The organism is Dietzia sp., assembly GCF_036741115.1.
In the GTDB taxonomy this organism is placed as follows: Bacteria; Actinomycetota; Actinomycetes; order Mycobacteriales; family Mycobacteriaceae; genus Dietzia.
This window is the reverse complement of the sequence record NZ_DAINST010000088.1, coordinates 1-11,616: the sequence shown is the minus strand read 5'-3', so window position 1 is coordinate 11,616 and position 11,616 is coordinate 1. Positions and strand designations below refer to the sequence as shown.

Genomic DNA, 11,616 nt, shown 5'->3' with positions numbered 1-11,616 from the left:
TCGACCGGGAGTCCGGCGATTGGCGCACCTTCCGCACCGACCGCATCGCCGAGGTCGAGGACTTCGGCCCGGCACGCGAGGTCGGGCCCGAGCCTGAGGTCGGCGAGGACGAGAAGCCCACGCGCTCAATCCGCGCCGAGATCCCCGCGGCCTCGGCGTGGTTCACCGGCACGTTCCCATTCCGGGAGATCGACTGGAGAGCGGACGGTTCCGCCGAGGTGACGATCGACTACTACAAGGACTCGTGGCTTCGGCGCTTCCTCCTCGGCAACGCCGCGCACCTGCGGCCGCTCGACGAGGACGCCCTGCGAGGCGTCGCCGACGAGGCGGAGTCCGCGCTTGCGCGCTACTCGAAGAGGAGCTGAACCGAGGTCTGCCGCGCCACGTGAGGGGCGACCGGACTAGCGGTGGGGGCGGTGCCCCTGGGCGCCGCAGAGGACCGGCTCTGTCTTGCACTTCCCCGGAAGTTCACGTGGAATCCGCTGTGCGGTCACTGAATCGGATTGACCACCGGCTTGCCACGTTCTTACTCTTGAACGAGCTTCACTGTGACGCGATCCGCTCCGCCCCCGGCACAACCCGGCGGGCGAGGACTGCGGGCCGAATCCGCCGCTCACGCTGCCCGGCGACCCGGGCTCCGGCGGGTACTATGGCGCATTGAAACGGAAAGAAACGGAAGGTATTCCCCATGGGAGCCATACAGCCCTGGCACTGGATCATCCTCATCGTGGTCGTGCTCCTCCTCTTCGGCTCGAGGAAGCTCCCCGATGCAGCCCGCGGGCTCGGTCGCTCGATGCGCATTTTCAAGTCCGAGGTCAAGGAAATGCACAACGACGGCAAGGAGAGCGAGCAGCAGGCGCTCCCGCCCAACGTGCAGCAGGATCCGGCGAACCAGCAGTTCCAGCAGTACGCACAGCCGCAGGCGCCGCAGCAGGGGTACGCACAGCAGGCCCCCGCGCAGCAGAATTTCCAGCAGCCCGCCCAGGCTCCGCAGCAAGGGTACGGCCAGCAGGGTTACGCGCCGCAGCCCGGCCAGGCGCCGCAGCAGGCATATGGCCAGCAGGGTTACTCGCCGCAGCCCGGCCAGTTCCAGCAGCCCGCCCAGGCGCCGCAGCCGGGATACAGCCAGCAGGGCTATGCGCAGCAGCCCAACAACACAGCAGCAGGCGCTCCCCAGGATGGCTACGCCCAGCCGCAGGCGCCCCTGCAGGATCCGCAGCAGGGCGGCCGGCACGGCTACCCGAGCGGGCAGAACCAGTAGCACTTTCCGCGCGGTCGCCGCGGCGTCGCCCGTCCGTCCAGTCCAAGGCTGCGGCGGCCGGGCTGGACGCCCGACTGGGCGACACATAGGAACGATAGGGGAGCGATGAGCGACACCGGGGTCATGCCCGTCGGTCCGGCGAACGGAGCGACCGGCCCGGTTCCCCAGGGTGCGCCGGGGCAGCAGCAAGGACAGCAACACCAGGCGCCGCACGGCGGCAGCACCGGCGAGAAGAACGAGAAAAAGAGGCGGCGCAAGAAAAAGCCCGCGGACGGCGCCATGCCGATCATGGAGCACGTCTACGAGTTCCGCCGCCGTCTGCTCATCGCCGTGGGCGCGCTCGTGCTCGGCTCGATCCTCGGCTTCGCCTGGTACCAGTACTCGGTCGGGCCGATCGGCTCCCTCGGCCACATCCTCACGGGGCCGTACTGCTCCCTCCCTGAATCGGCCAGGGCCAACTTCGACAATTCCGGCGAGTGCCGCCTCCTCGCCACCGGTCCCTTCGAGCAGTTCATGCTCCGCCTCAAGGTGTCGATCACCGCGGGCGCCGTGCTCTCGTGCCCGGTGTGGCTCTATCAGATCTGGGCGTTCATCGTCCCGGGACTGCACAAGAAGGAGCGTGCCTACGGCAGGGTCTTTACCATCCTCGCCGCGCTGCTCTTCGTCATCGGCGCGGTCACCGCGTACATCGTGGTCGCACATGCGCTGTCCTTCCTGCTCTCCGTCGGCAACGACGTGCAGGTCACAGCGCTCTCGGGCAGCGAGTACTTCAACTTCGTCATCTACCTCCTGCTCATCTTCGGCGTGAGTTTCGAGATCCCCCTTCTCATCGCCATGCTCAATGTCGTGGGGATCCTCCGGTACGAGCACCTCAAGAAGTCGCGCCGCGGGATCATCGTCGCGATCTTCGCCCTCGCCGCCGTCATCTCCCCGGGCTCGGACCCGTTCTCGATGCTCGCGCTCGCCGTCGCCGTCTGCTTCCTCGTCGAGGTGGCTACCCAGTTCGCGCGCATCAACGACAAGCGGAGGGGGAGGAAGGCCGCCGAATGGGAAAACCTCGACGACACAGAAGCGTCCTCGATCGACTCCGCCACCGCCATCGGGCCGTCCTCGGCGTTGGGCGGGACCACCGGGATCGGAAGCTCCGGGCCCGTGTCGGGCAGCCCCACTCCGGGCGGCACATCGATCTCGGTGGCCTCCGATCACATGGGTACGAGCGGGCTAGGGCAGGCGCAAGCGCCGAGCCAGTACCCGAATCAGTACCCGGGCCAACAGACAGGCCAGGGCCTCGGTGTCGGCGGCTCCGCACCGCTCCCTCCGCCGAGCGCCGGCGGCTCCCCCCAGGGCGGGGGCGGGTCGCTGCCCCCGAGCAACTACGACGACGTCCTGTAGGGCCTCCGAGGCCCCGCAAGCTCTCTATGTCCGATCGTCTCCGCAGCAGCACGCGAAGAGCCGCGGACGGATAGGCACGCACATGAGCTCCCAGACCGGCCGGAAGCACGGAGAATCGCAGCAAGCCCAGTGCGGAGAGAACCTGCCCGCGCCAAGCGGAGAAGCTGGCGTGGCTGCAGGCGGAGCGAAGAACGGCGCCACAGCCACCGATGCTCCGGTCCGTCCCTTGCTCGCCTCGTTCCTCGCGGCCTCGAACGTGCGGCCCGATACCTTCCAGCAGGCCGCATTCGACGCGCTCGACGACGAAAAGAACGTCCTCGTCTCCGCGCCGACGGGATCGGGCAAGACCCTCATCGGCGAGTATGCCGCGCACCGGGCACTGTCGCGGGGCGGAATCTGCGTGTACACCACCCCGATCAAGGCGCTGAGCAATCAGAAGTACCGCCAGTTCCGGGCCCGTTTCGGCGCCGACTCCGTCGGACTGCTCACCGGCGATCATTCGATCAACCCGGACGCCGACGTCATCGTCATGACCACCGAGGTGCTCCGGAACATGATCTACGCCGAGGCGCCCGTCCTCGAGCGCCTGTCGTGCGTCGTCATGGACGAGATCCACTACCTCGGCGACCGTTCTCGCGGCGTGGTGTGGGAGGAGATCATCCTCACCCTGGCCACACGCGTCCAGCTCCTCGGTCTCTCGGCGACGGTGTCGAACGCCGGCGAACTCGGGGAGTGGCTCTCGAGCGTGCGCGGCGAGACCGAGGTGATCACGAGCGACGTCCGCCCCGTGCCTCTACGCCACATGCTCCTGCGCGACGGCGAGCTCGTCCCGGTCTCGGAGTCCATCTACCGATCGGAGCGCGGCGGCTCAGACGGATACCACGACCGCCGGGTGGCGGGTAAGGGCCGTCCCCTGTGGGCCAAGCGCCAGGAGACCATCGAGGCCCTCGACGACGAGGACCTGCTCCCCGCCATCTACTTCATCTTCTCCCGCGCGGGGTGCGACGGAGCGGTCGAGCAGATGCGCCGAAGCCGGCTGTGCCTCACGTCGAAGACGGAGGCACGCGACATCGGTGCATTCGCCGACGAGTCCGTGCGCGAGGTCCCTGCAGCCGACCTCAACGCTCTCGACTTCGCGAGCTTCCGCGCCTCGCTCGTCGCGGGCATCGCCGCACACCACGCGGGCATGCTCCCGCTCTTCCGCACCATCGTCGAGGAGCTGTTCTCCCAGGGGCTCATCAAGGTCGTCTTCGCCACCGAGACCCTCGCGCTCGGGATCCATATGCCGGCTCGTGCGGTCGTCATGGAAAAGCTCACCAAGTATGACGGCGAAGGGCACGTCCCCCTCACGGCGGCGCAGTACTCGCAGATCACGGGCCGTGCCGGGCGCCGCGGCATAGATATCCTGGGCACCGCCGTCACCATCGACGACAACGAGCTCGACCACCACTTACTCGTCAACCTCGCCAATTCGCCCACCTTCCCGCTCCGCAGCGCGTTCGCCCCGGACTATTCGATGGCGGTCAACCTCGTCTCGACCATCGGCGAGACGGAGGCGGAGGCGCTCGTCGGGCGGAGCTTCGCCCAGTTCCAGATCGACCGCAACGCCGTGGCAGAGGCATCGGCGCTCGAGAACGCGCAGCGGCAGGCCGCGAACAAGCGCAAGCAACTCGATGCCCTCGGACCGCCGGAGCAGCTCGAGGAATACATGTCGCTGCGCCGGAAGCTCACCGAGCTCGAACGCGAGCACAAGCGCAAGGAGCGGGAAAAGGCCGACGCATCCATCGCTGCCGGCCTCGCACGGACGGAGCCGGGCGATGTCCTGCTCATCGACCGCAAGAGGCTCGCGTTCCTCGGCACGGTCCTCGCCGTGAAGAGCGATTCCCCGAGCTCGGCGCGGGTGCTGTGCCTCCTCGACACCGGGCACACCAAGTGGCTCGACGTCCGGGATTTCCATCTCCCGCCCGTCACCGTCGGCAAACTCGTCCTCCCGCCGGGGCGGCGCGCTGCGACGGGTGGGAACCGGAAGCGGCTCATCGGGCAGATGGACCGTCTCGCGCCGAAGGCGCGGACGCGGGCGAAGAAGCTGCGCAAGCAGAAGAAGCAGCCACGGGACCCGCGCATCTCTTCGGCGCGCGCGGTGCTGTACGCACATCCGCTCCATGGCGCTGCGGGCCTCGAGTCCTGGGCGAAGGCGTGGCATTCGTGGCGCGAGACAGCGGAAAAGGTCGAGCAACTCGAGCGGCGGATCGAATCGGATCAGTTCTCGCTCTCTCGGCGCTTTCGCCGGATCGTCAATCTTCTCCGCGAATTCGGCTACCTCACGCAGGGTCCCGTGGGCGGGATCGTCGCCACCGAAGAAGGGGAGATGCTGGCGAGGGTCCATTCGGAACAGGAGTTGCTCATTGCCGAGTGCGTTCGCCGCGGCGCGTGGTCCGGGCTCGACGCGGCCGAGCTCGCGGCGTGTGTCGCCGCGATCGTCGCCCACGGCCGGCGGCAGCACACCGTGCGCCCTCCGGAGGCCGAGCGCCTCCGCACGGCGCTGGAGGCCACCGAGTCCGCCGCCGAGCGAATCGGCGCTGCCGAGCGCAAGCGCAGCCTGCCCGTGAGCAGCGATATCGACCTCGCCATGGCCCCGGTGATCCACCATTGGGTCTCCGGCGGCTCCCTCTCCGACATCCTCGCCGCGAGTTGGCAGGAGGGGCTCGACCTCACCGCCGGAGACTTCGTCCGCTCCGCACGGCTGGTCCTCGACGGGCTCATCCAGGTCGCGAAGGTCTCCGATGAGCCGACTGCACGCGAGGCGAGGCGCGCCATCGACCAGATCCGCCGAGGCGTCGTGGACGAGAAGATCACCTAGCCTGGCCGACGTTCGCCGCTCGCCGAGGGATCCTTCCCCTCCGGATAGGCGACCGCGTACTCGAGGCGGGCGAATTTCCCCTGCCTCTCGACCTTGTCGAGCGTGAGCTGGGCGGAGCCGATGCGGCGGGGGAGCAGTGGCGCCCCGGCGCCCAGCGTGGCCGGTGCCACCGAGACCTCGACCCTGTCGAGCGCGCGAGAGTCGAAGAACTGCCCGACGAGATCTCCGCCACCCACGAGCCACACGCTCCCGCCGGCGACTCCGGAGCCGCCCGGACCGGTCGACCTTCCCGCCGCCTCCGACAGGATGCCGGGGAGATTCTTGGCAACGCCGCCGCGGACCACGCGCACGTCGTGGCCGGGAGGCGTCCACAGATCTCGGCTGCTGAACACGTAGTAGGGACGGTCCCCGAAGAATTCCGCCCATTTCTCGGGGTTCCTGCGGACCTGCTCCTCCGCGAGAACCCACTCGTAGGTCGTCGAACCGGACACCACGACGTCGGCTCGCCCCACGGGGCTATGCGCCCAAGGGTCCTCCGCCTCGGCCTCGCTTCCGGCGCCTTCGCCGGTACCGGGGAGACCGTCGGTGGGCACTTCGAAGAGCCAAGAGAGCGAGTTCTGCTCGTCGGCGAGGTACCCATCGAGAGTGGTGGCCGTGTCGTAGAAGACCGTGCCATTCCTGGATGGAGACTCTGCGGCGCCATCCGATTCGCCGAAGCCTGCGTGTGCCATTGTCTACTCCTCGCCGATCCCGCCAGTTGCTCGACCGCTTACCGGCAACGCCTAGAACCTTGACGCGTGCGTAGCCCCGGTTCCGGGCGCTCGTCGCCGACGCTACCGAGACGGTCCGACATACCATCGCGGGCATGAAGATGTTGCTCACCTCGCTGGGCCTCGGCGCCGTGACCGATTTCGTCGAGGGCGCTGCAGGACGCGCGCCGGAACAGCTCCGCCTCGGATTCGTCTGGGATGCCGCGGCTGCCGAGGACATCGACCCGGAGGGGCAGTGGCAGCTCGACAGGCTCACCGAGCTTGGATTCGAGGCCACGCGGGTTCTCGCCCGCGATGCCGCCGACGGCGACGAGTTCGCTCGGACCCTCGCAGACGTGGACGTGGTCTACGTCGCCGGTGGCAACTCCTTCGCACTCCTCGACGCCCTCCGCGGCAATGGCTCGGGAGACGCCCTCGTCCGCGCCGTGCGCGAGGGGCTTCCATACATCGGGCTCAGCGCGGGTTCGGTGGTCGTGGGCAGCGCGCTCGATCCCATCGTCCTGCTCGACGACCCCTCGGTCGCCCCAGGGCTAGCGGACTTCTCCGGACTGGCCCTGGTCCCGCACGTCGTGGTCCCGCATGCGGACGGAAAGCTCCCGCCGTATCCGCCCGAGCTCTTCGAGCGCATCGCCGCCGTATACGGCGAGCGCTTCCCACTGTTGTTCCTCGACGACGACGCCGCGCTGCTCGCGTCTGGCGGCACGTTTCGCGTCATCGACTCCGCGTAGCGAATCGACGGCCCCGACGCGACCCGGGATCCCGTGGCGGGAGGAGCTACCGCAGCGGCTCGAGCGCCTCGACGAGATTCCCGATCGCGCGCTCCTGCCCCGTACGTTCGATGAGTCGTTCGAGCGCGGCCGAGTCGACCGGTCCCAACGAACCATCGGCCGCCCCGACGAGCTCCGGCTCCGCGTCCCGCGCGCCGAGCGCGACGATCTGCTTCGCCGCGCGCACGTACTCGGCCGAATAGAGAAGATTGGTCCGCTGCCGCGCCGGCATCGCCACCGACTCGTCGGCCGCGGCCGCAAGGATTCCCTCGACGTCCCCGTGTTCGGTCACGAGCTTCGCAGCTCCCTTGGCCCCGATGCCCGCGACGCCGGGAAGACCGTCGGAGGCGTCGCCCACGAGCACCGCGTAGTCCGCGTAGAGCCGCGCGTCCTCGCCCGCGGGGATACCGATCCGCTCGGCGACGTCGGCGGGTCCGTAGAGCTTCCGCTTCTTCATCCCCGCGCCGATGTAGAGGACGCGGCGGTCGGAGCGCGCGATCTGGAGGAGATCCCGGTCGCCGGTGACAATCACCGTCTGCCCCGTGCCGACTTCGGCGCCCGCTATGGGGAGCGCGGCGAGGACGTCGTCGGCCTCGCCGTCGGCAATCGCGCCGACGGGAACGCCGAGCGCATCGAGGAGCTCCCACACGAGCGGAACCTGGGCGTGGAGCGCCTCGGGCGCATCCTCCGCACCGTCTTCGCCCACCCGTGCCGCCTTGTATTCCGGGACGAGGTCGACGCGCCAGCGGGGACGCCAATTCTCGTCCCGCGCCGCCACCAGCCCGGACGGCCTGTACTCGCGGAGGAACTCCGCCGTCATATCGCAGAAGCCGCGTACGGCGTTGATGGGAGCGCCCGAGGGATCGGTGATCTTGTCGGGCACGGCATGAAATGCACGGAAGTAGAGGCCCGCCGTGTCGAGGCCCATGAGCCCGCAGTCCACGTGCTCGCCCGAATCCTGCGCGTCGACGTTGCTCGAACCGCTCACGGTCCGCTCCTCTCCGTCCCGCACGGGGGCGGGGTTAGGCTGGGGGAATGACTCACCAAGTCTCGCACGACACGTCCGCCGCCGGCCCTTATCGCGTCGCCCGCCTCGCCGAGGCGCTGCGCGCGGCCGAGGCGAAGGCCGGTATCGCCTTCCCCGGGGCCGACCTCTTCTATCTGCTCGGCGCGCCCCTCCACAGCCACGAGCGGTTGACGGCGCTGGTCGTTCCCGCCGAGGGGACCCCGACGCTGGTGATCCCCGATCTCGAGGCCACCGCCTCCGTCCGCGCGATGGCGGCCGATGCCGGCGCCGAAGTCTCCACCTGGCAAGACGGCGAGGATCCCATCGGCCTCACCGTCGCCGCTCTCGGGGACCGCGAGGACACCGATCATCTCCTCGTGAGCGACGACGCCCCGGCACGGCACGTCGTCCCCCTCCAGGACACTCTCGGCCACCAGATCCACCGGCTCGCGCCGGTGATCGACGGGATCCGAGAGGTTAAGACCGCCGAGGAAATCGACGAGCTCGCCGCCGCTGGCGCTGCAATCGACCGCGTCCACCGGCGCATGGGCGAGTTCCTCCGCGTGGGGCGCACAGAGGCCGAGGTCGCCGCGGACATCGACGCGGCGATCCGCGAGGAGGGGCACACCCACGCCGATTTCATCATCGTCGGCTCCGGCCAGAATGGCGCCGATCCACACCACGACGTCTCCGACCGCGTGATCGAGGCTGGGGACATCGTGGTCGTCGACATCGGCGGGCCGATTCCCAGCGGATTCAACTCCGATTCCACCCGCACCTATTCGATGGGCGAACCTTCCGCCGCTGTCGCTGCGGAGTACGCCGTGCTCGAGGAGGCGCAGGCGAGGGCTCGCGCAGCAGTCCGCCCGGGTGCCAAGGCCAGGGATATAGACGCCGCGGCACGCGAGCACCTCGCCAGCGCCGGGATCGGGGAGCGTTTCGTCCACCGCACCGGACACGGCATCGGCCTCTCCGTCCACGAGAGCCCGTACATCTCCGCAAATTCGGACACGGTCCTCGCCGAGGGCATGGCGTTCTCCATCGAGCCCGGGATCTACGCCCGGGGCGAATGGGGAGCGCGGCTCGAGGACATCGTCGTTGTCACGGCCGACGGCATCCGGGAACTCAATAACGCTCCGCGCGGGCTCAGGGTCCTCGGCTAGCGCAGTACCCGGTAGCGATCGGCCGGGTCTTCGCTGCTAGGCGCCCGCCCTGTCGTCGCCGGCACGGAGGAGCGAGGCGGCGCCGAGCACCCGGTCCACGCGGATCTCGACGACCACGCGCAACGGGTTCGGGCGCGGGTTCTTGTAGCGGGCGGCGTAGAGGCGCTCGGCCCTGCGGACTTCGCCCTCCGACGTCAACAGGCGAACCGGTCCTTCGAGCGAGAGCCACAACCTCCCCTCGACCTGTGCCACGACGGCGCGACCCCCACGGCGCGCATTGGCCGCCTTTTGCGAGCGTGCCGAGCAGATCACGCGCGCGGTCCCGTCCACCGGATCGAAGGTGAATCCAGCGGCCGTGACGTGCGGGGAGCCGTCGCGGCGCTGCGTGGTGAGCGTGCCGAGGTGGCGTTCTTCGAGGAATTCGTGCGCCTGCGCCGAGAGCGCGGAGGGGGAGGCCATGCGTCCACCCTGGCACACGGCATAGAGCCGGGCGAGCCGAGCCCCTGCCCATGACGGATGCCGACGTGCGAGGATAGACGCATGACGTTCACACCCGGCACTCACGTCACAGGCGATTCGGAATCCGGCACCGCGGGTTCGGACACAGGCGGTCCCGTGGTCGCCGTGTTCGGTGGGCGCAGCGAGATCGGCCTCGCCATCGCCGAGCGGCTGGCCCCCGGAGCGACCGTCGTGCTCGCAGCCCGGCCCGGACCCATGGCGGAAGCCCGCGCCTCCGTCGAGGCGGCCGGCGCCGCCCGTGTGCTGTGTCTCGAATTCGATGCCGATTCCCTCGATTCGCAGCGCGAGACGCTCGACCGAATCGAGCGGGATGCCGGTCCCATCGAGACCGCGGTGCTCGCGTTCGGAATCCTCGGGGATCAGGACCGAGCCGAGACCGACCCCGCCTTCGCGGCGTCGGTCCTCCATACCGATTTCACCGCGCAGGCCTCGCTGCTCATCGATCTCTCCGCGCGGATGAAGCGCCGGACGCCCCGACCCGGCTACGGGCCCGAAAACGCGCGCGGCACGCTCGTCGCGTTCTCTTCGGTCGCCGGCGTGCGCGTGCGCCGCGCGAATTTCGTCTACGGATCCGCGAAGGCCGGGCTCGACGGATTCGCGAGCGGCCTCGGCCACGCACTCCACGGCACGGGGGTGCACCTCGTGATCGCTCGGCCGGGATTCGTCATCGGCCGGATGACCAAAGGCATGGACCCCGCGCCATTCTCCTCGACGCCAGCGCAGGTCGCCGACGCCGTCGTGGACCGCATCCGCGCGGGGAAGGGGACCCAGCTATGGATCCCGTGGCAGCTCCGCGTGATGTTTTCGGTCGCCCCGTTCGTGCCGGACGCCATCTGGCGAAGGTTGCCGCGATGATTGTCTCCACACGGTCGGCGCCCGCGCGCAGCAGGCGGGTGACGGTCGTGGGCATCGGCGCCGACGGAGTATCCGGACTCTCGGCCCGCGCGCTTGAGGCCCTCCGCTCCGCCCCCGCGATCCACGGGAGCCCGCGGCAGCTCGCCCTGCTCGAGGGCGACCGGGAGGTCGCCTCTGTACCGCGCATCGAATTACCGCGGCCACTCATCCCCGCACTCGTGCGCGCCATAGAGAGTGCTGCGGGGAGCGGCGAGGTCTTCCTCGCGAGCGGCGATCCGATGTTCCACGGTATCGGCGCGACGATCGCGCGGATGATCACGAACTCGGACATCGACGCCGAACTCGTGAGCATCCCCGCACCCTCGGCCGCCTCGCTCGCCGCATCCCGGCTCGGCTGGCCGCTCGCCGAGGTCCCCACGATCAATCTCCTCACAAAGCCGGTGGAGATCCTCCTGCCGCACCTTCACCCCGGCGCCCGGATCTTTGTCTACTGCGAGGACGCCTCCGGTCCCGGAGCGATTGCGCGTCTCCTCGACACGCACGGCGCGGGAAAGGCAACGGTGCACATTCTCTCCGATCTGACGCCGGACGGCGGCGTCGTCAGGTCGGCTCCGGCTGCGGACCTCGCGCGAAACACGACGGGAGCCTGGTCCGACCTCGTGATGCTCGCGATCGAAATGCCCACGCTGCCGTGGCCCGGGCTCGCCGGCGGGCAATCCTCGCGGGCGCCGGGACTTGCGGACGAGGTCTTCGAGCATGACGGGCAGATCACCAAGCGGATCCCGCGGTCCGTCGTCATGGGCCTTCTCCGGCCCTTCCCGGGGGCGCTCCTCTGGGACGTCGGCGGGGGATCGGGGAGCATCTCGATCGAGTGGATGCGCGCGGCGCCCGGCGCCAGGTCCGTGTGCTTCGAGATCGACCCGGAGCGGCGGGCGCGAATCGAGCGCAACGCTGCGGCGCTCGGGGTCGGCGGTCGTTCCCTAGAGGTCCGCGACTGGATGCCGCCGAGCCTTATCGACTCCG

At 69.4% G+C, this 11,616-nt stretch carries 10 protein-coding genes and 1 pseudogene; 8 read left to right on the top strand and 3 right to left on the bottom strand.

Annotated elements, in window-relative coordinates; all coding sequences use genetic code 11:
- From V7E05_RS12140 to V7E05_RS12125, 4 genes and pseudogenes are all read left to right on the top strand, one after another.
- A pseudogene (locus V7E05_RS12140) lies at positions 1-365 on the top strand (WYL domain-containing protein); the annotation flags it as partial.
- 323 nt (positions 366-688) lie between these two features.
- Complete coding sequence (tatA, locus tag V7E05_RS12135) at positions 689-1,261, top strand: Sec-independent protein translocase subunit TatA (RefSeq protein ID WP_333619909.1); 573 nt, start codon at positions 689-691, stop codon at positions 1,259-1,261.
- A 105-nt stretch (positions 1,262-1,366) separates the two neighbouring features.
- Positions 1,367-2,653: a twin-arginine translocase subunit TatC gene (gene tatC, locus V7E05_RS12130; protein WP_333619908.1), complete on the top strand. Its 1,287-nt coding sequence runs from the start codon at positions 1,367-1,369 to the stop codon at positions 2,651-2,653.
- A gap of 82 nt (positions 2,654-2,735) precedes the next feature.
- Entirely contained in the window at positions 2,736-5,513 is a 2,778-nt protein-coding gene (locus tag V7E05_RS12125) for a DEAD/DEAH box helicase (protein WP_333619907.1), read from the top strand.
- On the opposite strand, the gene V7E05_RS12120 is transcribed toward V7E05_RS12125, so the two are convergent.
- Complete coding sequence (locus V7E05_RS12120) at positions 5,510-6,244, bottom strand: dihydrofolate reductase family protein (protein WP_333619906.1); 735 nt, start codon at positions 6,242-6,244, stop codon at positions 5,510-5,512. The two genes, V7E05_RS12125 and V7E05_RS12120, sit on opposite strands and share 4 nt — an antisense overlap.
- A 134-nt stretch (positions 6,245-6,378) precedes the next feature.
- Between V7E05_RS12120 and V7E05_RS12115 the strand changes: the two genes are divergently transcribed.
- The gene (locus V7E05_RS12115) at positions 6,379-7,011 is read left to right on the top strand and encodes a Type 1 glutamine amidotransferase-like domain-containing protein (protein WP_333619905.1); all 633 of its coding nucleotides are present in this window, start codon (positions 6,379-6,381) and stop codon (positions 7,009-7,011) included.
- Between the two features lie 46 nt (positions 7,012-7,057).
- Here the strand turns inward: V7E05_RS12115 and V7E05_RS12110 are convergent, their stop codons facing one another.
- Positions 7,058-8,038, bottom strand: a complete 981-nt coding sequence (locus V7E05_RS12110; protein ID WP_333619904.1) for a 5'-3' exonuclease — start codon at positions 8,036-8,038, stop codon at positions 7,058-7,060.
- Between the two features lie 47 nt (positions 8,039-8,085).
- Between V7E05_RS12110 and V7E05_RS12105 the strand changes: the two genes are divergently transcribed.
- A complete protein-coding gene (locus V7E05_RS12105; protein WP_333619903.1) occupies positions 8,086-9,219 on the top strand; it encodes a M24 family metallopeptidase in 1,134 nt (377 codons plus the stop codon).
- Between the two features lie 36 nt (positions 9,220-9,255).
- Here the strand turns inward: V7E05_RS12105 and V7E05_RS12100 are convergent, their stop codons facing one another.
- Positions 9,256-9,678 carry a TIGR03618 family F420-dependent PPOX class oxidoreductase gene (locus tag V7E05_RS12100; protein WP_333619902.1) on the bottom strand — a complete coding sequence of 141 codons (423 nt, stop codon included), beginning with the start codon at positions 9,676-9,678 and terminating at the stop codon, positions 9,256-9,258.
- 81 nt (positions 9,679-9,759) lie between these two features.
- Here V7E05_RS12100 and V7E05_RS12095 point away from each other — a divergent pair, with 81 nt between their 5' ends.
- Together V7E05_RS12095 and cbiE are read left to right on the top strand one after the other, a co-directional pair.
- Positions 9,760-10,593 carry an SDR family NAD(P)-dependent oxidoreductase gene (locus tag V7E05_RS12095; RefSeq protein ID WP_333619901.1) on the top strand — a complete coding sequence of 278 codons (834 nt, stop codon included), beginning with the start codon at positions 9,760-9,762 and terminating at the stop codon, positions 10,591-10,593.
- Positions 10,590-11,616 (top strand): precorrin-6y C5,15-methyltransferase (decarboxylating) subunit CbiE (cbiE, locus tag V7E05_RS12090; RefSeq protein ID WP_333619900.1); only part of this gene is annotated, 1,027 nt, incomplete at its 3' end. The genes V7E05_RS12095 and cbiE, both read left to right, overlap by 4 nt.